The sequence below is a fragment of the Mycobacterium florentinum genome (assembly GCF_010730355.1).
Classification (GTDB): Bacteria; Actinomycetota; Actinomycetes; order Mycobacteriales; family Mycobacteriaceae; genus Mycobacterium; species Mycobacterium florentinum.
Genome location: NZ_AP022576.1, coordinates 5,958,082 through 5,980,821, shown reverse-complemented (window position 1 = coordinate 5,980,821; position 22,740 = coordinate 5,958,082). Strand labels below are relative to the sequence as shown.

Here is a 22,740-nt window from a genome sequence, read left to right as displayed (position 1 = left end):
CTGACGGCTTCAACGCACCGGCAACGCGGGGTTTCATGGACAACCGGTATTTTCCGTTGGTCGTCGGGGTCGTCATGCTGGCCCTGGGGCTGACACTCACGATCGACGACTTCCGGCGCGCCGCGACACTGAGGCGACCGCTGGCGGTGGCCTTGATCTGCCAGGCCCTGCTACTCCCGGCGCTATGCTGGCTGGTCGCCGAAGCGTTTGACCTTCCACCGAACCTGGCGGTCGGTCTGATGCTGATGGCAGCCACCCCGGGCGGGACGACCGCAAACATCCTGAGTCACCTGTTCAATGGCGACCTTGCCCTGAACCTCACGTTGACCGCGATCAACGCGGTGCTGTCGATCGTCGCGGTGCCGGTGATACTGGCGTTTTCGATGACGTGGTTCCTCGGGAATGGCCGCTTTCTCCCGCTGCAATGGGACAAGTTCCTCGGGGTGTTCGGGCTTGTGCTGGTGCCCACGGCGATCGGTGTTGCGATCCGCCACCGTCTTCCCGGGCTTGCGCGGCGGCTTCACACACCAATCCGAATCGCCGCGGCACTGCTGTTGGTGCTCATCATCGCGGCGACCCTCATCAAATCCTGGGGAACGCTCGCGCGCTACTTCGGCGTACTGAGTGGCGCCGTTGCGGTCTTCTGCATCACCAGTCTGACCATCGGCTATCTGGCACCGCGCATGATGCGTCTTGCCGCACGGCAGGCGATCGCGATGAGCCTCGAGATCGGCATGCACAACGGCGTGTTGGCCATGGGCATAGCCCTGAGTCCACAGCTACTCAACAACCCCGAAATGGCCATCCCGGCAGCGGTGTACGGCATCATCGCGCTGTTTATCGCCATCGCGTTCATTTCCACCGTTCGCAGGCTGGACCCTTCGTTCCGCGATCCCGGTCGCCTCGAGCAAGGTGCGCGGTCCAAGGACCCGCAGGAAGACCTCACGTGAGGCATTTCTGTTCGGGCAGAACTGAATTCGCCATTCCAGCTGATTTCGGCGCGTACACCCGGGAAGTCGTTGGCCCGGGCCCAGTTTCTGATCAGGGCTGAAACAACGCCGGCACAACGAAAGTCAGCAGCAGCTTCATCATTGCGGGTTCGTCGAGGTCGTCGCGTGGAGTCAGCCACGTCATCTGTCCTTGCAGCCAGTCGATGATTGCATCCTCGGTCGCGTCGGTGCGCAGACGTCCAGCAGACCGCGCACGCTCGAGGATCGGGCTCAGGCAGCGCTTGACATAGGTATGCATCGGCGACCCCGAGCCCGACAGGATGAGGTTCAGCCGGGTGCGCGACAAAGCTTCGGCGAGGTAAGCAAATTCAGTGTCACCGCGACCGGCGACGACACAGGCGACGATTGCGGTCGCGAGCGCCCGTTCGGGGCTCTTGGTGCCGACGCGGGTTCGCTCGAGAATCTCGTCGGAGAATTCTCGGCATCGCTCGAGGAGAGCTAACTCGATCAGCTGCTCCTTGCTCGCAACGTACCGGTAGAGGTATTGACGCGGGATGCCGGCAGCGGCGGCGATGTCCTCCATCCGGGTGCGGTGAATACCGTAGCGGGCGAACACTTCCCGGGCGGCGGAGACAACCTTGTTGAGCGCCTCTTCGTTGCTGGTGCGGCTTTCGCCGAAGTCGAGCACCTCGCCACATTATCATCTAGACGATTGACAAGAATTGAAATCTGTCATACGTTTCGCCCATCAGCTCATCGCCTCGCGAGGAGAGTCATGCGGGATGTGAAATACGGTGTGGCCCCGGTCCAATTCCCCCCGGTCGCGGGGCACCGACAGGCCGTCCAGGCGTACGACGAGGCCGGGCTCGACTTCCTGACCTATTGGGATCAGCACTGCCTGACGATCCCCCGCTCGATCTGGACCCCGGATTTGGCGCCCGCGGCAGAGTTGTTCCACATCGACGCGTGGCTCGAGCCCTGGCCTCAACTCACCGAGACCGCCATCGTCACGGAGAACATCCGCATGGGGCTCTCGGCAAGCGACGTATCGCGCCGCAGCCCGGACGTACTGGCGCAATTGGCGCTGACGCTGGATCACTACAGCGAGGGTCGCTTCTTCCTCGCGCTGGGCGCGGGAGAAAACAAGCAGAACACGCCCTACGGCATCACTCGGGACCGCCCATTCGGACGGCTCGAGGAGACCCTCAAGCTGCTGAAACTGTGGTTCTCGGCCGACGAGCCGGTTAACTTCGACGGAAAGTTCTGGCGGGTCGCCAATGGTGGTATCTCGACTCCGGCATATACACCCGGCGGCCCGGACCTGCTCGTAGCGGGCGGGCCAGGGAAAGCAATGAGGTACGCGGCGCAGCTCGCCGATGGTTGGTGCTCATACTTCCCCGGGTCGAGCGCACAGGAGTACGTGGAACAGATCGCCGAATTCAACCGCCTGGCCGAGGAGGTCGACCGCGACCCGTCGACATTGACGAAGCTGATGTTGTTCGGGGTCGTGCTCGGCGATGACGACGCCCACGTGGAGGAGCTGGTCAACAACCCCGTGATCCGTTGGGATTCGGCCGCCCTGGTGCCGGGTCCGCAGGCATGGGCGCGGCACGGGCAGGTCAACCCGCTCGGGGAAGACTTCGCCTATGTCCGCGACCTGTTGCCGATGGAAGTCAGTCGGGAGGATGCGCTGAAGGTGATCGACAAGGTCTCGCCGGAGATGGTTCGCAACATGCGCTTCTCCGGAACGCCCACAGAGGTGGCGAAGATGATTCAGCCATTCATCGAGGCCGGATGCACGCACGTCATGATCGGTGACTACGGCGCCCTGGTCACCTCGGGCGACATGGGCTCGGCAGTCAGCGGCGCCCGCCGGCTGGCCGAGACCTTCGACGCCCTGCGTGAGCTGAACGGCCAGCCGGTCGCGAGCGTCGTATAGCGTTCTGGCCCAACGCAAACGGTGTGATCCGAGCCGCCTTGGTCTCGGTGGGGCGTTCTTGCTTGGTCCAGTGCCTGCAGCCATTCAACAAGACATTGCGGAGCCACTCCATTCTGGACTCGAAAACAACTAAAGCCTATAGTTTTGCGTGAAAGAGACGACCAAACAGCCCCTTTGGCGCCGAACTGTTTGTCTGGAGGCGTAGGTAATGAAGGTTCACCTTGAACGCGGTAAGTGCGCTGGACACGCGCAGTGTTTCGCGGTCGAGCCGGACTTGTTCCCCATCGACGACGACGGTTACTCCATCCTGCAGGACCACGCCGTCGCCCCCGGCGACGAGCAAGCCACCCGGTTAGGTGTGAACGCCTGCCCCGAGGTCGCGCTGATCATCGAGGACGACTGACAAGCGGTTTGCGTCTAGACCGAAGCCATCAGATCCCGCCGGATGATCTCTCTCATGATTTCGTTTGTGCCGCCGTAGATTCGCTGAATACGCGCGTCGATAAGAGCCTTGGCGAACCGGTATTCGGGGATGTATCCGTAGTCGCCGTGTAGCTTCAGGCCGGCGTCGATCACGCGACCCTGCAATTCGGTCGCCCAATACTTGGCCTTGGCCGCATCGACGGCGCTCAATGCCCGCCGATTGTAGGCGCGCACGCAGCGATCCAGGTACGCCCGAGACACCTCGATTGCCGTCTTCATCTCGGCCAGAACGAATCCCGGTGACTGAAAATCGCCTACTCGTTCGCCGGACGCGCGCTGCCGACCGACGTAGGTCATCGTCCAATCGAACACTGCCTCAGCGGAAACCTGTGCGGCAATTGCAATCCCGAGGCGTTCCAGCGGCAGGCTCTGCATCAGGTAGGCGAATCCCGCCCCCTCGTCGCCGAGCAGGTTGTCTTGTCCGAGGAGCACATCGTCGAACATCAGCTCGGCGGTGTCCTGCGCATGCAGCCCCACCTTGTCCAGCTTGCGGCCTCGGGAGAAGCCGGGCGTGCCGTCCTCGACCACGAACAAGCTGAAGCCCCGCGAGCCCGCGTCCGGATCCGTCTTGGCAAAGACGATCACCAGATCACACAGGATGCCGCTGGTGATGAAGGTCTTGGAGCCGTTCAGGACCCAGCCGCGCGCGTCTTTTTTGGCGGTGGCCCCGATGGCGCGCAGGTCGCTGCCCGCCGCGGGCTCGGTCATCGCGATGGCCCCGATGGTCTCGCCGGTCACGAATCCGGGCAGCCACCGTTGACGCTGCCCTTCACCGGCGTGACGAAGCAGATAGTTCAAGACGATGTCGTCATTGGTGGAGAAGCCCGACTGCAGGGCCGATGCGCCGACCCGCGCGATCTCCTCCTGAATCACCACTCGATAGCGGTAGTCCTGCTCGTCCGCGCCGCCGAACTCTTTGGGCGCGGACTGGCCGAGGAGGCCGAGCTTGCCCGCGATCCGCCAGGTCTCGCGGTCGATCAGGCGATCGGTGTCCCATTGCTGCAGCTTCGGAACCACATGCGTGTCCACGAATCCGCGTACCGACGCGCGGAACCGTTCGTGGTCCGCGTCGAACAGGTCGCTGTCCATCACACCTCCGCGCCGCAACCAATAACCTTGCTGTCGTAGATTACGGCCCGTGGTCGCCAATGGGTAGCAGGGCCGGGCGTTGCGCGTCGCGGTCGCGCCTTTTGGGCGCGGCCGGGTGCGACGAGCGTCCTTTTCGGCGCTTCAGCCTCTGTACAGACATGTTTTCCAGTTAACGCACCGGCTCCGGCAAGGCGGGCCGACTGGGCGGCCGCACATCAGCTGACATTTCTTGATTGACGTCTCATACCTAGTGTCGTAAGTTTAACGCCGGTGAGGCTGTAGCCGATCTCACATCACGTGCAGCGTGGGTGCAACATCTCGCTCGTCAACCGCATCAAGGCTTCGACATAAGGCTTTTCGGACCGGGGACACAGCGCCAACCGAAGGAGGACGATGAAACTCGCAGGCAAGGTCGCCTTGATCACCGGAGCAGGCTCTGGCCTGGGCCGACAAGCGGCACAGCTGTTCGCGGCCGAGGGTGCCAGAGTCGCGATCGTCGACATCGACGCCGATCGGGCCGAGCAGGCGTCAAAGCTGGTCGAGCAACAGGGCGGAGACGCCATCGCGATCACCGCCGATGTCGCGCGGAAGGACCAGATCGCCAACGCGGTCGCCACCGCCGTCGATCACTACGGCAAGCTCGACATCGCCTGGGCGAATGCGGGAATTGTGTCGCGCGGGGGCGCCGCGGCTCTCGGTACCGAAGAACCCATCGAGTTCGAGGACATGACCGAGGCCGATTGGCAGCACGTGTTGGGCGTCAATCTCAGTGGCGTCGTCTACACGGCACAGGCCGCGGTTCCCCATCTGAAAGCCAATGGCGGCGGCACCATCTTGGCAACGTCCTCGGCGGCGTCGTTGGTCGCCTATCCAAAGATCGCCCTGTACTGCGCGACCAAGGCGGGCGTCAACGGCCTGGTACGCGCGTTGAGCTTGGATCTGGGCCGCTACGGCATCCGCGTCAACGCCATCGCGCCCACCCACGGCATGTCGCCCAACTTCCTGATGCCCCCGGGTGCGCCGGTGGTCGGCCAATCCTACGAAGAGGTCGCGGGCCCGTGGAATCCCACCGTTTCACCCATACCGCTCAAGGTGCCCCGGCCCCCGTCACTGCTCGACAACGCCAAGGTCGCACTGTTCCTGGTTTCCGACGACTCGGCCTACATCTCCGGGGCCACCCTTGGCGCCACCGACGGTGGCACCCTGGCCCGCGTCGGAATGTGGTTCCCCGAAGACCTCAACCCCGAACCCGTTCCCAACGCGAATTGAGCTGGCACCAAAGAAGGATTGGAGCGTAGACGAATGACGACAGCAATGGATCGCGTGCCGCCGAACCTCATGACCGACTTCGACGTTTACGAACCCAGCCTGGCCGTCCCGGTGGACGTGTTCCAGCAGCGGGTCGCCGATCTGGCCGCCAAGGGTCCCGTTGTGTACTCGCCGGCTTACGGCGGGCACTGGGTGGTGACCGGGTACAAGGAAGTCCATCAGGTCCTGACTGACCATGAATCGTTTTCCAGCTACCCGAACAACCTCGTTACCCCGATGGATTTCGGCAAGTTCATCCCACTCGAACTCGACCCGCCGGAGCACACCGCGTACCGCCACGTGCTGCAGCCGCTGTTCAGTCCCCAACGCATGAAGAAGCTTTCGGACGACATCCGTGCGGTGGTCAACGAGTTGATCGACGGCTTCGCGCCGCGTGGCAGCGCCGAATTCGTCTCCGAGTTCGCCCACGAGCTGCCGGCCAGAATCTTTCTGGCGTTGATGGACTGGCCGCTGGAAGACGCGGGGCTGTTCACCGAGGCCACCGATGTCGTGTTGTTCGGCAAGCCGGGCGGTACCCAGGAGGAGTCCGACCAGGCCCGCATCGAAGCGGGTCTGAGCGTGGCCGGCTACTTCCAGAAGGTGATCGAGGATCGGCGGAACAACCCACGTGGCGACGCGACGTCCGTCCTGATCAATACCGAGGTCGAATTACCCGACGGCACCCGCAAACTCCAAGATCAAGAACTGATCTTGATGTTCTACCTGCTGTTGATGGGTGGCCTACACACCGTGCAGGGATCGCTGGCCTGGGCAATCGCGCATCTGGTCGACAACCCCGCGCAACGCGACCTGATCATCGCCGACCCGACCACAATTCCCAAAGCGGTCGAGGAGATTCTGCGCATCGAAGCGGCCGTCGCCGCCGGCCGCCGCGCGATCCGCGACGTCGAACTCGGTGGGGTCAACATCGCCGAGGGTGACCAGTTGCTGCTGATGCTGTGTTCGGCGAACCGCGACCCGGGTACCTTCAGCTCTCCGGGTGAATTCGACATCACCCGCTCCCCCAATCGGCACTTATCGTTCGGTGCGGGGGTGCACCGCTGCCTTGGTTCACACCTCGGCCGCATCGAGTTGACCATCGCCCTGGAGGAACTGCACCGTCGCATCCCGGATTACCAACTGGTGGAATCGGACCCACCGGTCTACCACTCGACTCAGGTGCGTGGCTGCCTTCGCATGCCCATCACGTTCACACCAGAGAACTTCACACCAGAGAACTGAGTATCATGACCACATCGCTTCCCCGCCAGGACCGGATCCGTCGGGCACTCGAACTGTTGCGGAACGAAACGACCGACAAGTTCGACGAAGTCGTTGGCTTTGCAGCGGGTGAGTTCACGGATCCGGTACTCGCGCAACAGGAGCGCGATCTCATCTTCGGCCGTGTCCCGTCGATCATTGCCCACGGGTCCGAGATCGCGCGCCCGTTCGACTTCATGACCGTCCAAATGCCGCGCAACAACGTCATCGTGGTGCGGCAGAAAGATGGCAGCGTCAAGACGTTTGTGAATTTGTGCCGGCATCGGGGTGCCCTGCTGGAGGACAGTGAGAAGGGCCGCTGCCGATTTTTCTCCTGCCCCTACCATCGATGGTCCTACGACCCCGATGGCTCGCTGCGGATGGTCACGCGAGACGCCACGTTCGGTGAGATCGACCGCAAGAAGCAGGGTTTGGTGGAAATTCCGTGCGAGGAGCGGCACGGCTTCATCTGGGTGGTCGACAACGCGCACGCCGAGATCGATGTCGAGGCCTGGCTGGGCCCCGAAATGGATGCGATCTTGGCCGGGTACCACCTGGACAAGCTGCAGTGCGTCCGGTCGGCGGGGTTTGACGAACCGACCAACTGGAAGATCATGCAGGACGCGTTCCTCGACGGCTACCACATTCAGTACGCGCACCCCAACACGGCGGGCAAGATCATCCACACCAACGTGATGGCATTCGAGGATTTCGGCCGGCACTGCCGATTCATCGCGCCGCGTAAGTCGATCGACCGCTGGCTGGAAGAAGACCCGGGCGACCGCGAACTGGACCGCTATGTCACCGAGACGCACTTCCTGCTGCCCAACAGCACACTGTTGCGCCAACCAGATCACTTCCAGCTGCTGACCTTCCGGCCCCACCGGAGTGATCCGGCCAAGTCCCGCATGGAGCAACGGCTGATGGTTCCGAGGCAGGAAGACTCGGGCATGGACGAGGCACATTGGAACCGGCTGTGGGACAAGAACTGGGAGATTCTGTTGGCCGTGTTGCACAACGAGGATTTCCCGTTGCTGCGCAATTCGCAGCGCGGCATGGCCAGCGCGGATGCCGGCGATATGCTGTTGGGCCGCAACGAGACCGCCAACCAGGTATTCCGTCGCGAGACCAAAAAGCTGCTGGCCCAAGGCGACACTCCACAGTGACCTCGCGATGATCAAGTACGAGTGGCGAAATAGTCTCAGCCCAGAGGAGTCGGCCGAACTATCGGACCTCCTCGGGCGTGCCGCCGACTACGACGCCGAACCCGAATACAACCGGATCGATTTTGCCGACGTCGATCGTGCGATGTCGCAATCCGATTCGTCGCAGCGCCATCTCCTGATCTGGATGCTGCCGCATGCGACCGCGATGGGTGAGCCCGACCAACCCGAACGAATCGCCGGGCTGCTTCGCCTGAAGTGCTTTCCGGACGGATCGGCGCATGCCAGCGCGGTGGTCGAGCCGAGCCTGCGTTCGATCGGAATCATGACACTACTGGTGGAAAGGGTCGGATTGGACACGACACGTCCCGGCGGCTGGCTGGATACCGGTGCTCACACGGTAACCGCGTGGGCACAGGGCAATCATCCCGCGGCCGGCCGGCTTTCGGACCGATTCTTGATTCCCCGCACCCGGCGGGTGTGGAAGCTCATCCGCTCGGCCGATGCGATCGAGGATGCCACCGCTGCACCGGTTCTCGAACCCATCGACGACCGGGCGCTCGCCGACCTGAGCTGGGCGTCGTCGAACCCGGGCGGCGACCACGCCTACGCGCTGCGCGAGTCGGGGCGCATCGTCGGGGTGGCAGCGCTGGACATGCGCGCCGTGGTGTCCGAGGAATTCGGGCGTTGCGCCACCATAGCGTCGGCGTTCGCTCCGCCGGCCGCCGATGCTGCCCAACGCCGCCGGTTGCTCGACGGCGCGGCGGCCATAGTCCACGAGGCCGACCTGGCCGGCGTGATCATCTACGTCGACTCCGATGACACCACGATCGTCAATGCCTGCCGCCTGGCCGGGTTTCAACACGACCGCACCGACGTTCGCTATCAAATCGGTGGCCGGCCATGAGCGCCACGATCCCGGCCGACCTGGAAAGCGCCGCCGAGGCCCATGGCAAAGCCGTTGCCGCGGGCGACAATAAGACAGTATTGGCGGATTTTCTGCCCGACCGCATCGGGCAACTGATCAGCTCGGCCGATGTGCCCACCCGGCTCAAGGGAGCGCAGGTGCGCTCGATCAGCGAAGCCGGGTCTGGAAGCTACGACGTCATCATCCGCTACACCAAGCTCGACGACCAATGGTTCGAACTGCGCAGCCGCTGGGTGCATTTCACCGACGGCAGCTGGCGGGTGGCCAGCGTGCGCAACATCCCCGATACGCCGCCGTGGGTCGGTGTGACCGGCCCGTCCGACGACGGCCTCGACACGGCCCACTGGGAGGGGCTGCGTGCCGGAAAACTGTTGCTGCAGCGGTGTTCCCAGTGTTCGACGTGGATCTGGTCGCCGCGCCCCATCTGCCCGGCATGTCACAGCTTCGATACCGCCTTCGAGGCGGTCGAGCCGGTCGGGACCATCTACTCGTGGACGCGAACCTGGCAGCCGTTCACCGAGGATGCCACCGGCCATCTGCCCTATGTCGTGGTGCTCGTGGAACTTCCCGCGGCCGGCGGCCGCCGGGTCCTGGGCGTGCTCGCCCACGCCGACGGGCGCACGCCTCGCATCGGCGCGACGGTGCGTGGCGTCATCGACCAACCGTCCGACGACCGGTACTGGCCCCTGGTGCGCTGGCACCTGGACCCCGATTCGGACGTGGAGGCACGATGAGCGCGTTTCGCGCCTCGACCGCGGTGGTGGGAGTCGGAGCCACCGATTACTACAAACGCGGCACCAGCCCACTGTCGTCAGCGCAGCTGGTGCTGCAGGCGATACTGCGGGCGTGCGACGACGCGGGCGCCGACCCGCGCACCGTCGACGGGTTCGTCTCCTACGCAGGGGATTCCAGTGAGGGGCTGGCCATCGGCGCAGCGCTCGGCGTCCATGAGGTGCGCTGGTCGACGCAGGTGTGGGGCGGTGGTGGCGGTGCGGTGGCGGCCGCGGTCAACTGCGCCGCCGCTGCGGTACACAGCGGGCAGGCCAACTGCGTGGCGGTCTACCGCGGCCTATCGGAGGCCACCGACGGGCGCGGCGCCTACAACAAGGGACACATGGGGCACCTCTATGCCGCCCATGGCATGATCGCCCCCGCCCAGGTATGCGCGATGCGCACCCAGCGGATGCTCGAGGTCGATGGGGTGCCGCCGTCGACCCTGGAGGCGGTCGCACTCGCCGGTTATCACCATGCGCAAAACAATCCGAAGGCGGTCGCCTACGGTCAGCCGCTCGATCACAACCGCTACCAGGGCTCCCGGCTCATTTCCGAGCCGCTCCGACTTTTCGACTGCTCTCGTGAAAATGACGGTGCCACAGCTGTTTTAGTGGTCAATGCCGAACGCGTCGGTGACTACCGGGGGACGCCGGCCTACATACTGTCCGGCGTGCAGGGCGCCACCGCCGGCTGGACGGAATCGGTTGAGAACGAAAACCCCTACACCAGTGCAGGATTCCATCCCGCACTGGTGAACCGACTGTGGGAAGGGGCGCAAATCAGCGCGGCCGATGTCGACGTGGCACAGGTGTATGAGAACTTCACCGGTCCCGCGGTAGCGTCGATGATCGACCACGGGCTGTGCCCGCCGGGGCCGGCGGCCGGCGAGTTCCTCACGGTCGACAACCTGACTGTCCAGCGCGGCCGCCTGCCGATCAACACCGCCGGCGGAAACATCGCCGAGGGTTTCGTGCACGGGATCGGGCTGGTGGCCGAGGCGGTGCGGCAGATCCGCGGGGGTTCACCCAACCCTGTTGCCGATGCTGATGTTTCACTACTCATCGGCGGCCCGATGGCGCCACTGGTCAGCTCGACCGTGTTCGGGTCGGCGGCCACGATCTGACCCGTCGGGGAATCGAGGAGGAACATGGCCGCGACAGTCGGCTCCGCACTGCACTGGTGGGCAAGAACCAAGGGCGACCAGCCCGCGGTCATCCTGGGCGAGGAGCAACTCAGCTATCGACAACTGCACGACTGGTCCGGGCGGTTGGCGCGGCGCTTGGCCGACGACGGTGTCAAGCCCGGCGACCGCGTCGGATTGCTGGCCCCCAACGCGCTGCAATGGCCGGTGGCGGCGCTGGCAATCATGAAGGCCGGAGCGGTGCTGGTGCCGTTCAACGCGCGCCTCAAGCCCGCGGAGGTCCGCAAGATCGCCGACGACGCCGGGCTCAGCCTGCTGATCACCGCGACCTCCCATACTGCCGTCGCCCACGAGGCACGCCAGGCAGGCCGCGAATTCGGAGTACTGGCTTTTGACAGCGTCGACGCGGAACGCACCGGTGCGCCCGACGATTTCCGCGTCGATCCAGCGGGCGGGGAGCCGATCGCGGTGATTTTCACCAGCGGCTCCACGGGCCTGTCCAAGGGTGTGATCCTGACCAGCAACACCTTGCTATCCATCGTGCTGGAGAACACGCTGACCGAAGAGGGTTTCCGGCCGGGCACGGTGACACTGCTGGTGCTGCCGTTGGCCTTCACCCCGGGGCTGGTGTACGGACTGCTGATCACCACCGTATTGGGTGGAACCCTGGTGGTCGAACCGGAACTCAATCCGTCCCGCGCGGTGAATCTGATCGAACAACACTCGGTACGCGCCATCTTCGGCGTTCCGCTGATCTTCGAGTCTCTTTCTCGGGCAGAAGAATTCGACAATGCCGACCTGAGCTCCCTGCAAACCGCGATCGTCGGCGGCGCGGCGGTGCCGACCGACCTGTTGAAACGCTGGGCGGACAAAGGGGTGTTGCTGCGCCAGATCTACGGGATGACCGAGGCCGGCGGCGTGGCGACGGCGACGCAGTTGGCCGACGCGCTGGACCATCCCGACTCGTGCGGCATGGGCTCGATCTTCACCGAGGTGGCGGTGATGGCCGACGACGGCTCGCCGGCCGAACCCGGCCAGCACGGCGAGATCGTGGTCCGCGGTCCCGGCGTCACCCCGGGATATTGGGACGATCCGCAAACCACCTCGGTGGCGATCCGTGACGGCTGGCTGCACAGTGGCGATCTGGGAAAAGCTGACGCACAAGGGCGTATCACCTTCGTCGATCGCATCAAAGACTTGATCATTTCCGGCGGGATCAACATCTCACCGGTGGAGCTGGAAGCGGCCATCGCGAGTCTTGACGGCGTCGCCGAGGTCGCCGTCATCGCCGCCTCCGACCCACGTTTCGGTGAGACACCCGCCGCGATCATCACGGTGGCACCCGGAGCCGAAGGCCTCGATGAGGCAGCGGTAATCGGGCACTGCGAGCAACTGCTGTCCGACTACAAGGTGCCGCGGTATGTGGTGCTGCGATCCGAACCGCTGCCCCGGTTGCCCAGCGGCAAGATCGCCAAACAGGCCGTCCGAGAGGAATATCATGACATCGGCCGACGATTTTCCCGCGCGCGATGACGCCGGGCCCGACGCGGGGATGCTGCTCGCGCCGGGAACGTCACTGCGCCTCGCCGGCCATGGCAGGACCAAACGACGCACCAACAGCAGCGTTCTGAGCGGCAACGCCACCGAGGCACGCGAACAAATCCTCACCGCGGCCGAGAATGTCATTGCGCGCTACGGCGTCTCGAAGACCACGATGGATGACATCGGAAGGCAGGCCGGAGTCTCCCGTCCTACCGTGTACCGCTATTTCGGGGACCGCGACAATCTGCTGGGGGCGTTGATCGAACGGCGCGCCCGGATGTTGTTCGACCGGGCCCGCAATTACATCTTCGGATTTGAGTCGTTCGACGACCAACTCGTCGAGGGCCTGCTGTACCTCATCGACCACGGTCGAAGGGATCCGATCGTGCGGATTCTGGTCGGCCCCGAATATCTGGGTGTGACCACCCCGATCCTCAACGGATCCGTACTGCTCGCCGAACTCACCGCCGAGATGTGGGAGCCGGTGTTGAGGCTGGCGATCCACCGCGGCGATATCCGTTCGGACCTCGATCTGTTGGCCGTCGGCCAGTGGCTGGCATTGGTGCAGTTCGTCCTCGTCGGGCGCCACGATGTGATCGGAACCGACGACCCGGGTACCCGCCTGTTGCTGAAAACGTTTGTACTGCCCGCGTTTCAGCGGCCGGTCACTCCGTAGAGCAGCATCTGCACCGCTTCTTCGATCTGTCGGCTACGGCCCGGACGTCGTTGATCCGACGGAAAAAGCCAGTCGTCGAGCAGCACCAACGACAGCACCGACCCGACCGACAGCGCGACGGTCACCGGGGCATCGAGCTCACGGAAGTGCCGCGCCGCACCATGTTCGGTCAGCACGAGCCGCACCGTGCGCAGATTGTCCGCGAGCTTCGCGCTCACCCGCGCGGCCACCTCGGCGAGTACCGGCTCACCGCCCTTTACCCGCGCCGCCATGAGCGTCCGAAATAGCTCCTTGTGCTCATCGGCCAGGCCGTAAAAGCCCTTGACGAACGAACGCGCTATCTCCGCGGGGTCGGTCTCCGACGTCATGCGCACGTTCCACGTCGTGGCCCAGTGGTTCACGAAATCGGAGAACGGCGCGACGACCGTCGTCTCGAACAGCTGGGCCTTGCTGCCGAAGTTGCGGAACAAAACCGACTCCCCGACGCCGGCCTCGTCAGCGATCTGACGGGTCGTGGTGCCGTGATAACCCTGTTCGGAAAAGAGGCGATGCGCGGCCTGTAGGACGAGGCGTCTGATCTCCTCGGCGCCGCGGCGTCCGTTGCGAGGGCTGGTCACCGACATGGCTAGCGGTGAGATCCCGCCGTCAACACCGAACGTGACATCCCGGTCCTCCCTGCTCAACGACAATGCCCCTGACTTTAACCCGAGTCGACCACGGATCGGGATCGTTGTCTGGCAGCCATGCCAATTATTACCCCTATCGTAAGTAACACTTACGATCTAAGATAGTGTCACTTATCAGAGGACGTTAGGGAGTGAGGACGCATCATGAAGAAGGTCGAACTGGACTCGGGCCTGGCGAAGGCCGCCGTCTGGTCGGGCATCGCGCTGATCGTGGCGATGATCGTGGCTCAAGGGTTCATGATGCATTTCATCCCGCCACCATCCCCGGCCCTGTCGGCAAAGGAACTGGCCCAAAGGTTCATCGACCGACGTAACGAGATCCGATTGGGTTGTTTGATCCAGTGCATCTTCTGGTCGTTCTGGGCAACGTGGTGCATGGCGATCACCATCTTCATCCGCAAGATGGAGCGTGGTTGGCCGATACTGACCTACTCCTCGATCGCGCTACAGGGCGGCGGCTATGTCTTCTTCATCCTGATCCCGATGACATGGGGCGTCATCGCGTTCCGTCCGGAGTCGCTCGACCCTTCGGTGATGCAGATCATGAACGACTGGGTGTGGTTCGACTTCCTGTTCACCTGGCCACCATTCGCGTTGTGGATGGCCGTCATCGGCCTGGCGATCATCAAGGATCACAATGTGCCCACGCTGTATCCCCGTTGGGTCGCCTACCTGAACTTCTGGTGCGCCATCCTGATCTTCCCCGCCGGGCTGATCGTGTTCTTCCACGACGGGCTGTTCGCCTACAACGGGGTCGGCGCCTTCTGGATCCCCTTCGCGATCTTCTTCGGCTGGATGATCGCCATGTCGGTGTTGACTCTGCAGGCCATCAACAGGCAGAAGACACGACCTGTCGAGAATCGGCCGGAACTGGCCACCGTCTGAGCCGTGGGACTACAACATTTGGATGGGGGGCAGATCGCTTGCAGCCCATAGTCACTGAGCCTTCTCAACCGCTCGCGGCGAAGACGTCGAAGAGAATTCCCGGCGAAGCGGGCGTCTGGATCTTCATCCTCGGTGACATCTGCGTGTTCGCCGTCTTCTTTACCTACTATCTGGTCCAGCGCAGCAAGCACACCGATCTCTTCGATCTGTCGCAGTCCACCCTGAACAAGAATTTCGGCGCGGTCAACACCGTTTTCCTACTGATCAGTTCTCTATTCGTGGTGTTGGCGGTCCGGGCTATGAGGTCCACGGAACGGCTTCTGGCACAACGCCTGATCTCCGGCGCATTTCTGTGCGGCGTGGCGTTCATCGTCGTCAAGGTTTTCGAATACTCCGAACGGATTGCAGCACACCAGATCCCGACGACCAACAATTTCTACCTGCTGTATTTCGTGCTGACCGGCTTGCACCTTTTTCACCTGATACTCGGATTAGGGGTGCTCACCGCACTGGTCTTCTTGGCCCGCAAACCCGACCTATCCCAACATCAGTGGGCGTTCTTCGAGGGCGGCGCCTGCTTCTGGCACATGGTCGATCTGCTGTGGCTTGTCCTTTTCCCGCTGATTTTCCTGGTCAGGTGAGACCGATGACGACAGCCCTGATCCGCACGCCCGCCACAGCGGTGTGGCTGGTACTGATAGCCGCCACCGGTGTGTCCTGGGCGCTGGGAACTCAGCACGGCATGGCCAATCACCAGCTGGCCAGCGTGATCATCTTGCTGATCGCCTTCATCAAGGTCCGTTTGGTCGGCCTGTACTTCATGGAGCTGCGGGAGGCACCAAATGTCCTGCGCGGATTGTTCGAAACGTACTGCGTCGTAGTGTGCGCGCTGCTCCTGGGGGTTTTTATTTTCGCCTAAACACTTGACGTAGCCACGGCGCCCGACAACAGTTTTGCCAGGAGGTAGCAATGGAAGCGAGAGTTCAGCGGGTCCTCATTTGGACGGGCCCGGCCATGATCGCGTTGTGGCTGGGCGCGTTCCTGTTCATCGCGGGGTTCATACCGCCCTCGCGTCCCAGCGCCAGCGCGGCCGATATCGTGCGCCTCTACGCGGATCACTCGATCGCGATCAAGCTCGGGATGATTATTTCCATGGCAGGCTCGGCGCTGCTGGTGCCGTGGGCCATCGCGATCTCGGGCCAAATCAGACGCATCGAAGGTGCGAAGGCGCTGGCCGATGTGCAGATGGTTTCGTGCGCGCTGCTGTCTCTCGAGTTCATCACCCCGATCGGCGTCTGGATGGCGGTAGCCTTCCGGTACGACGACCGCGCGCCCGACGTGACCCGTGCGATGCACGACCTTGGCTGGATCCTTTTTGTGACCGTCATCTGGTCACTCTGGGTGCAATTACTCGCGATAGCCGTAGCGATCCTGATCGATCGCCGTAGCGAGCCGGTGCTACCGCGATGGCTCGGATACCTCAACCTGTGGGTAGCGATGCTGATCATCCCGGCCGGGTGTGTGTTGTTCTTCAAGCACGGGCCGTTCGCGTGGAACGGAGTGGTCGGCTTGTACATCCCTCTCGTGGCATTCGTCACCTGGATCATGTCGATGACCATCACCATCCATCAGAAGCTTTCCCGCGAGATCGCGGCTGCGTCGCAGACTTTGGAACCGGTCGCGCACTGAACTGGGCCGCGTGGTCAGTGACCCGAAGTGCCTCCATCGACGGCGATCGTTGAGCCGGTGATGTAGCTGGACGCCGGACTGGCCAAAAACACCACCACAGCGTCGATCTCGCGCTGAGTGGCGACCCGCCCCAGCGAACATCCCGCCAGGAAACGGCCCAGCGTTTCCTCCGACATCTCGCTGATCATGTCGGTCTCGACGAATCCCGGCGCGATCGCATTGACACGAATGCCTTTGCGGGCGGCCCACTGGTTGGACAAGTCTCTGGTCAGACCGATCAGTCCGGCCTTACTCGCGGCATAAGCCGCTTGCGGCAGTTGAGATTTGACCAATCCGAGCATGCTGGAGACATTGATGATGCTCGAGCCGCTGCCCATCACACCGGCACAGGCCTGCGCCACCCAATAGGCGCCGAACAGGTTCACCTCGACCACCGACGCGAAATCCTCGGGTCGTTCGCGCGACGCGGGCGTCACGTGGGAAATCCCGGCGTTGTTCACCAGCACGTCGACGCGGCCGAACTGGTTGACTGCCGCCTCGACCAGAGCCGCACAATCCTGCGGACGTGTGACGTCGGTGGTTACCGCCAGGCATTCGCGCCCCACGGCGCGAACGCTGTGCGCGGCGGCTTCCAAGTGGCCCTGCCGGCGACCGGCAATCACCACATCGGCACCGGCCTCGGCCAGTGCGCGGGCGAAGCCGGCACCCAGACCGCTGCCCGCCCCGGTCACGATTGCCACCCGCCCCGTGATGCTGAACAGGTCGAGCACACCGTCGGTCGTCGACACCGCTACATTCCACCTTCCACTGGTCGCCAGCGCTCAGAACACGCTATAGCCGCCGTCGACTACCACTTCATTGCCGGTGTGGTAGGTCAGTCCGCTGTGGGCGAGAAACGGCGCGATGTCGAGGTAATCCTCATCGGTCGCCCAGCGGCGCACCGGAATTCGCGCAGTCGCGGCTTTCATGAACTTTGGGTCGGCACGCAGGAATTCGTTCATCGCGGTGATCGTCCATCCCGGGACCAGGATGTTCACCCGGATGCCGTGGCGGGCCAGTTCCACCGCGAGGGTGCGGCCCAGACCGACCAAGCCGCTCTTGGTGACGGCATACGCCGCCTGGCGAGCAGCACCGTAGCGCGAGACCATCGACGACACCACCACGATGGATCCGCTGCCCCGGTCGATCATGTGCCGGGCCGCGGCGCGGGTGGTGAGGAAGCTGCCGTCCAGGTTGGTTTGCATGACCCGCTGCCAATCGGCCAACGTCGTTTCGACGTACGGGGTCGCGGCCGCGATGCCGGCATTGGCGAACAGGCTGTCGACGCGACCGAATCGTTGCAGGGTTGCGGCCATTGCCTGTTCGACATCGGGTTCGACAGCGACATCGCAGACCACCGACCATGCCTCGATCCCCTCGGCGCGCAACGCTGCCACGGTGGCCTGATTGCGGTCGTCGTTTCGCGCCCAGATCGCGACCGCGGCACCGGCTCGCCCGACACCGCGAGCCAGCGCGGCGCCGATCCCGGTATTGCCACCGGTGACTACCACAGTCGTGCCCGTCAGATCGTAGGTGCCCGGTGAACCGTTGCGGCCCCGCGGCTGATCGGCAGTCACGAGGTCAGCTTGTGCAACTCTCGGCGGAATATATGGTTCACCAACTCATTTCGCCCCAACAGCATCGGACCCGCGTTTGCGCTTTCCATGGCTGCCTGCGAACCGCGCAGCAGCGGAAAGTCTTCGTCGTAGAGCACTGCCTGCAGGATGTCCCAGTTCTTCTCCCAAAGCCGTTGCCACTTCGCCTCATCCATTCCGGTGTCCTCGACGGTGGGCACCAGGAGTCGCATCTCCATCCGGCACCGGCCCGGCTCACTGGGATGAGGCCGAAACGTCAACAACTCGAAGTGCGTGGTTTGGCGCAGCAAGGTGCTGTTCGGCAACAGGAAATGTCCCTCGATGATGTGCTTGGCCAACCCCTCGTAGGGCGGCTCGTCGGCCACCACGCGGTCGATCGATTTGCGCGGCGTTGTCATCCGGACGTGGCGGCCATAGTCCTCGACACTCTGCACGTTGGTGTACACATGCTTTCCCGCAGAATTCGGGTGCGCGTACTGGATGTGGTAGTTGTCGATGAACGCGTCCTGCATGATCTTCCAGTTGACCGGCTCGTCGTAACCGGCGCTGCGGAAAGTGACCAGCCGATCGATCCGGTAGCCGGCCAGCATCTCGTCGACCGCTTCGCCCAGCCAGTCGGCGACGTCGATGGAAGCAGTAGCCTCGTCGACCATCCACACGAATCCGTGGCGCTCCTCGGTGGGCAACTCGATGAGCCCGTGTGCGGCCCGATCCACGTCGCCGAACGTGTTACCGCGCGTCACCGCGCGCAGCGAACCGTCCGGATTGTAAGACCAGCGATGATATCCGCAGGAGAACAGCCGACAACTACCGCGCTCCCGGTCCTCCAGTAGCGCACCGCGGTGCCGGCAGTGGTTCACAAACGACTTCACGCTGCCGTCTCGCTGACGCACCACGATGACCTTGTTGCGCGGCATCTGCACGGTAAGAAAGTCGCCCGGGCGCGCTATCTCGTCGCCGTGGCACACAATGGACGGCACCCTGCCGAATATCAGCTCCCGTTCCCGCGCGGCGATCGCCGGGTCGGTGAACTCACCGGGCTGCACCGTCACCACCTGGTCGTATTCATCGGTGGTGCCGTTTTTCAGGTGGTCGAGCACCTTTGCGATGCGTCCTTCTTGCGCCGTCAAAGCCCGTGCCATTGCCGCGTCCTCCTCGCGATCCGTCGCGTCAACGCGTATTCCATCCAATACCTACTATCAATAGGTTTACACCATTCACGAGGGCGACGGAAGGAACTCCGCGCCCATCGCGCACCGCGCGCGGTGTAAGCCAGAGCCGCACTGATGGTGACCAACACAAAGTGGCATGAACCCATCGTGGCCCCAATCGTGATGCTTGACACAGTTTACCTAGGTCCATAAGTTAATTGCATTGACCCGCCTCCGGGCGGCGCTCGGCCGCGCTCGAAGAGTGTGAACGATCGTGCCGCTCAGCAGGACAGCCCGATGGTCAGCACAACAATCGGAACGGCAGGAGCGAGTTGGGTTTATGACCACCACCGAAGCAGTCCCCGCGGATCTGGTTGTCGATTTCGACGTGTACGACCCCGCCCTGGCCGCGCCCGTAGACGTGTTCAACCAGCGAATTGTGGAGGTGGCCGGCGTCGGCCCGTTGGTCTACTCCCCTTTGTACGGTGGGCACTGGATCGTCACGCGGTACCAGGAGATCACCGAGGTGCTCCGCGACCCCGCCCGATTCTCCAGCTACCCGAACAACTTGATACCGCACGGGTTTGGCAAGTTCATTCCTCTCGAGTACGACCCGCCCACCCACACCGTGTACCGGCGGGCGCTGCAACCGCTTTTCAATCCGCACCGGATGAACGCGATGGAACCGCAAGTGCGCGCCATCGTGACCGAGTTGATCGACGGGTTCGCCGCCCGCGGGTCGGCGGAGTTCATCTCCGAATTCGCCCATGAGTTGCCTGCGCGCGTGTTCCTCGCATTGATGGGCTGGCCACTGGCGGACGCGCCGATGTTCACCGAAGCCACCGACACCACACTGCACGGCATCCCTGGCGCCAGCGAGGAAGAGTCCATCGCCGCCCGGGCCGAAGCGGCGGGCAGGATGATGGCCTACTTCGCGGCAATAGTCGCCGATCGGCGCAACGGCTCTGCGGACGCCTCGGATGTGACGGCATCGATCATCAACAGCGACATCGTGATTGACGGTCAGCCGCGGCCACTCACCGACGACGAGTTGTGCAACATTTTCATGCTGCTACTCATCGCCGGTTTGCATACCACTCAAGGATCGTTGGCCTGGGGCCTCATGCACCTCGGGGCCCACCGCGAGCAGCGGGATGCGCTAGTCGGTGACCCCAGCCTGATCCCCGCGGCAGTGGAGGAAGTACTACGCATGGAGGCCGCGGTGTCCGCGGGACGCAGCGTGGTCCACGACACCGAACTGGGCGGCGTGCACCTACGGGCGGGCGATCAGCTGCTGGTCGTGCTCGCCGGCGCCAACCGCGACGAGCGGGAGTTCGACCATCCGGACGACTTGCAAGTGACCCGCTCGCCCAACCGGCACATGTCGTTTGGCGCGGGCCCACACCGATGCCTTGGCTCTCATCTGGCACGCGTGATGCTGCGCATCGCCTTCGAGGAGCTGTTCCGTCGGCTCCCCGACATCGAGCCCGATCCCGACCGGCCGTCGGTATCGAACACCGCGCAGGTGCGTGGCGTACTGGAGTTGCACATCCGCTTCACCCCTGAGGGGCCTGCAGCGTAATCGGCTCGTTCGATCCAATTCCTTTCTGCTACAGGGAATTCGAGCCGGTTACGCGTGCGGGTCGCAAGACTTCGGCCTGAAGAAAAATCGTAGAGAGCGGCGAAAGGCGACGACGTGAACGTGCATGAGGAATTGCTCGTAGGCGGCGAGTGGCGCAAACCCGCGTCGAAGGCACGGATCAGCGTGGTCTGCCCGTCCACCGAGGAGACCATCGGACAGGTGCCCGACGCCGGCGCCGAGGACGTCGACGTGGCGGTGCGTGCCGCCCGCAGCGCGTTCGATCAGGGAGCCTGGCGGGCCATGAACGTGTCCGAACGGGTCGAGGTGCTCGAGCGCGCTCTGCAGCTGCTCGGGTCACGGATCGACGAGATCGGCACCCTGGTGACCGCACAGATGGGTCTGCCGACCAGCATTGCCGGCATTCAGATCCCCAGCGCGCTGGAGACCGGACGTTTCTTTCTCCGTGTCGCACAGGATGATTCGGTCAGCGAAGTCAGACAGACACAGATGTGCGCCGCGGCGGTGGTCAAGGAACCGGTCGGTGTGGTCGCGTCGATCGCGCCGTGGAACGGCCCCTTCAACATGGCGATCTCCAAGATCATCCCGGCACTGGTGACCGGCTGCAGCGTCGTCTACAAACCGGCCCCGGAGACCCCGCTCGACGCCTTCTTTATCGCCGAGGCGCTCACCGGGGCGGGCCTGCCCGCGGGGGTGTTCAACCTGATCACCGGCGACCGGGAAACCGGTGCGGCACTGGTGGATCACCCCGGGATCGACAAGGTCAGCTTCACCGGGTCCACCGCCGCCGGCCGCGAAATCGGCCGCCAGTGCGGCGGCAGCTTCAAGCGCCTGCAGCTCGAACTGGGCGGCAAGTCAGCGGCAATCGTTCTCGAGGACGCCGACATCGCGACCACCATGGCGGGGCTGGCGATGGGCTGCTTTTTCAATACCGGTCAGGTGTGTGCGGCCTACAGTCGCGTACTGCTACCGGCTAGTCGCTACGACGAATTCACCGCCGCCCTGGTGGCCACCGCCGAATCGTTCGTGGTGGGCGATCCGTTCGACCCCGCGACCACCATGGGCCCACTGGTTTCGGCGCGTCAGCGCGATCGGGTGCTGTCCTACATCGATACCGGCAAGGACGAGGGTGCCGTCATCGCTACCGGCGGTGGCAGTCCCGCGGGCCTGGACAAGGGGTTCTACGTCCAACCCACCGTGTTCACCGGAGCGCAGAACTCGATGCGAATCTGCCGTGAGGAAATCTTCGGACCGGTGGCCTCGGTGCTGCGCTACGAAACTCTCGATGAAGCCATCGCGATCGCCAACGACTCCGACTACGGGCTGCATGGCGCGGTGTTCACCACGGACCCACAACGGGCCGTCGAGGCCGCACGCCGGGTGCACACCGGCACCTTCAGCGTCAACGCGTTCGTGTACAACGCCGAAGCGCCCTTTGGCGGAGTAAAGAACTCCGGCATCGGACGGGACACCGGACCCGAAGCCGTGCAGGCCTATTACGAGTTGAAGACGATCAACCTCGACGCACCGACCGCGGCCCTTTTCAACTGACCGGGCCGCGCAATTCCCCGCTATTGGGAAGCGTTGGAAGAAAGCGCTTTTGAACTTCCCGGTTGCGGGGACGACACCCGACGGATGTGGCCGGCGCACTGCCGCCGCGGGTATTGCGGGATGCTGGTAACCGGGCGGCGCCGACGCCCTTTGACCCGGTTTTCGACGAGACGGACCGTAATTGCCTCAAGAACCTAAACCTATTAGCATTAGGCAAATTCTTGGGCCGGCGCGTCCTCGCAGCCGCATGCTTAGCCCTGGAGCTGTTCTGCAGTCCGGGGCTCAACACAA

Annotated in this window: 23 protein-coding genes; 17 read left to right on the top strand and 6 right to left on the bottom strand. The window is 63.7% G+C overall.

What is annotated here, in order from left to right; all coding sequences use genetic code 11:
* Window positions 1-35: 35 nt before the first annotated feature.
* Window positions 36-950, top strand: coding sequence for a bile acid:sodium symporter family protein (locus tag G6N55_RS28235; protein ID WP_085221561.1), 915 nt, complete (start codon window positions 36-38; stop codon window positions 948-950).
* 91 nt (window positions 951-1,041) lie between these two features.
* Here the strand turns inward: G6N55_RS28235 and G6N55_RS28230 are convergent, their stop codons facing one another.
* Window positions 1,042-1,638 carry a TetR/AcrR family transcriptional regulator gene (locus G6N55_RS28230; RefSeq protein ID WP_085221560.1) on the bottom strand — a complete coding sequence of 199 codons (597 nt, stop codon included), beginning with the start codon at window positions 1,636-1,638 and terminating at the stop codon, window positions 1,042-1,044.
* An 87-nt stretch (window positions 1,639-1,725) separates the two neighbouring features.
* On the opposite strand from G6N55_RS28230, the gene G6N55_RS28225 reads away from it, so the two are divergent.
* Window positions 1,726-2,889 carry an LLM class flavin-dependent oxidoreductase gene (locus G6N55_RS28225; protein WP_085221559.1) on the top strand — a complete coding sequence of 388 codons (1,164 nt, stop codon included), beginning with the start codon at window positions 1,726-1,728 and terminating at the stop codon, window positions 2,887-2,889.
* 208 nt (window positions 2,890-3,097) lie between these two features.
* Entirely contained in the window at window positions 3,098-3,292 is a 195-nt protein-coding gene (locus G6N55_RS28220) for a ferredoxin (protein WP_085221558.1), read from the top strand.
* A 14-nt stretch (window positions 3,293-3,306) separates the two neighbouring features.
* Here G6N55_RS28220 and G6N55_RS28215 read toward each other — a convergent pair whose 3' ends face one another.
* Entirely contained in the window at window positions 3,307-4,461 is a 1,155-nt protein-coding gene (locus G6N55_RS28215; protein WP_085221557.1) for an acyl-CoA dehydrogenase family protein, read from the bottom strand.
* A gap of 393 nt (window positions 4,462-4,854) precedes the next feature.
* Here G6N55_RS28215 and G6N55_RS28210 point away from each other — a divergent pair, with 393 nt between their 5' ends.
* Genes G6N55_RS28210 through G6N55_RS28175 form a run of 8 tightly spaced genes read left to right on the top strand, consistent with a single transcriptional unit; the run spans window position 4,855 to window position 13,253 of the window.
* A complete protein-coding gene (locus tag G6N55_RS28210) occupies window positions 4,855-5,730 on the top strand; it encodes an SDR family NAD(P)-dependent oxidoreductase (protein ID WP_085221556.1) in 876 nt (291 codons plus the stop codon).
* A 33-nt stretch (window positions 5,731-5,763) separates the two neighbouring features.
* Window positions 5,764-7,011: a cytochrome P450 gene (locus G6N55_RS28205; RefSeq protein ID WP_085221555.1), complete on the top strand. Its 1,248-nt coding sequence runs from the start codon at window positions 5,764-5,766 to the stop codon at window positions 7,009-7,011.
* 5 nt (window positions 7,012-7,016) lie between these two features.
* The gene (locus G6N55_RS28200; protein ID WP_085221554.1) at window positions 7,017-8,195 is read left to right on the top strand and encodes an aromatic ring-hydroxylating oxygenase subunit alpha; all 1,179 of its coding nucleotides are present in this window, start codon (window positions 7,017-7,019) and stop codon (window positions 8,193-8,195) included.
* Between the two features lie 7 nt (window positions 8,196-8,202).
* Window positions 8,203-9,099 (top strand): hypothetical protein, encoded by an 897-nt coding sequence (locus G6N55_RS28195; protein WP_085221553.1) that lies wholly within the window; start codon window positions 8,203-8,205, stop codon window positions 9,097-9,099.
* Complete coding sequence (locus tag G6N55_RS30260; RefSeq protein ID WP_085221552.1) at window positions 9,096-9,854, top strand: Zn-ribbon domain-containing OB-fold protein; 759 nt, start codon at window positions 9,096-9,098, stop codon at window positions 9,852-9,854. The genes G6N55_RS28195 and G6N55_RS30260 overlap by 4 nt, the downstream gene beginning before the upstream one ends.
* Window positions 9,851-11,017 (top strand): thiolase C-terminal domain-containing protein, encoded by a 1,167-nt coding sequence (locus G6N55_RS28185; RefSeq protein ID WP_085221551.1) that lies wholly within the window; start codon window positions 9,851-9,853, stop codon window positions 11,015-11,017. The genes G6N55_RS30260 and G6N55_RS28185 overlap by 4 nt, the downstream gene beginning before the upstream one ends.
* A 24-nt stretch (window positions 11,018-11,041) precedes the next feature.
* Window positions 11,042-12,568, top strand: a complete 1,527-nt coding sequence (locus tag G6N55_RS28180; RefSeq protein WP_085221550.1) for a class I adenylate-forming enzyme family protein — start codon at window positions 11,042-11,044, stop codon at window positions 12,566-12,568.
* Window positions 12,534-13,253, top strand: coding sequence for a TetR/AcrR family transcriptional regulator (locus G6N55_RS28175; protein ID WP_232078854.1), 720 nt, complete (start codon window positions 12,534-12,536; stop codon window positions 13,251-13,253). Before G6N55_RS28180 ends, G6N55_RS28175 begins: the two co-directional genes overlap by 35 nt.
* Here G6N55_RS28175 and G6N55_RS28170 read toward each other — a convergent pair.
* The gene (locus tag G6N55_RS28170) at window positions 13,232-13,942 is read right to left on the bottom strand and encodes a TetR/AcrR family transcriptional regulator (protein WP_139826774.1); all 711 of its coding nucleotides are present in this window, start codon (window positions 13,940-13,942) and stop codon (window positions 13,232-13,234) included. The two genes, G6N55_RS28175 and G6N55_RS28170, sit on opposite strands and share 22 nt — an antisense overlap.
* A 141-nt stretch (window positions 13,943-14,083) precedes the next feature.
* Here G6N55_RS28170 and G6N55_RS28165 point away from each other — a divergent pair, with 141 nt between their 5' ends.
* Genes G6N55_RS28165 through G6N55_RS28150 form a run of 4 tightly spaced genes read left to right on the top strand, consistent with a single transcriptional unit; the run spans window position 14,084 to window position 16,513 of the window.
* Entirely contained in the window at window positions 14,084-14,824 is a 741-nt protein-coding gene (locus G6N55_RS28165) for a hypothetical protein (RefSeq protein ID WP_085221548.1), read from the top strand.
* Window positions 14,825-14,862: 38 nt separating this feature from the next.
* Entirely contained in the window at window positions 14,863-15,465 is a 603-nt protein-coding gene (locus G6N55_RS28160; protein ID WP_232078853.1) for a cytochrome c oxidase subunit 3, read from the top strand.
* Between the two features lie 5 nt (window positions 15,466-15,470).
* The gene (locus G6N55_RS28155) at window positions 15,471-15,743 is read left to right on the top strand and encodes a cytochrome C oxidase subunit IV family protein (RefSeq protein ID WP_085221547.1); all 273 of its coding nucleotides are present in this window, start codon (window positions 15,471-15,473) and stop codon (window positions 15,741-15,743) included.
* A 50-nt stretch (window positions 15,744-15,793) separates the two neighbouring features.
* Complete coding sequence (locus tag G6N55_RS28150; protein WP_085221546.1) at window positions 15,794-16,513, top strand: hypothetical protein; 720 nt, start codon at window positions 15,794-15,796, stop codon at window positions 16,511-16,513.
* 14 nt (window positions 16,514-16,527) lie between these two features.
* Here the strand turns inward: G6N55_RS28150 and G6N55_RS28145 are convergent, their stop codons facing one another.
* Genes G6N55_RS28145 through G6N55_RS28135 form a run of 3 tightly spaced genes read right to left on the bottom strand, consistent with a single transcriptional unit; the run spans window position 16,528 to window position 19,289 of the window.
* On the bottom strand, window positions 16,528-17,301 hold the full coding sequence (locus tag G6N55_RS28145; protein ID WP_085221545.1) for an SDR family NAD(P)-dependent oxidoreductase: 774 nt from the start codon (window positions 17,299-17,301) through the stop codon (window positions 16,528-16,530).
* A gap of 33 nt (window positions 17,302-17,334) precedes the next feature.
* The gene (locus tag G6N55_RS28140; RefSeq protein WP_197747373.1) at window positions 17,335-18,129 is read right to left on the bottom strand and encodes an SDR family NAD(P)-dependent oxidoreductase; all 795 of its coding nucleotides are present in this window, start codon (window positions 18,127-18,129) and stop codon (window positions 17,335-17,337) included.
* A complete protein-coding gene (locus tag G6N55_RS28135; RefSeq protein WP_085221544.1) occupies window positions 18,126-19,289 on the bottom strand; it encodes an aromatic ring-hydroxylating oxygenase subunit alpha in 1,164 nt (387 codons plus the stop codon). Before G6N55_RS28135 ends, G6N55_RS28140 begins: the two co-directional genes overlap by 4 nt.
* Window positions 19,290-19,638: 349 nt before the next feature.
* Between G6N55_RS28135 and G6N55_RS28130 the strand changes: the two genes are divergently transcribed.
* Together G6N55_RS28130 and G6N55_RS28125 are read left to right on the top strand one after the other, a co-directional pair.
* Window positions 19,639-20,880: a cytochrome P450 gene (locus G6N55_RS28130; protein ID WP_085221543.1), complete on the top strand. Its 1,242-nt coding sequence runs from the start codon at window positions 19,639-19,641 to the stop codon at window positions 20,878-20,880.
* Window positions 20,881-20,994: 114 nt separating this feature from the next.
* Complete coding sequence (locus tag G6N55_RS28125) at window positions 20,995-22,449, top strand: aldehyde dehydrogenase (protein WP_085221542.1); 1,455 nt, start codon at window positions 20,995-20,997, stop codon at window positions 22,447-22,449.
* Window positions 22,450-22,740: the final 291 nt, after the last annotated feature.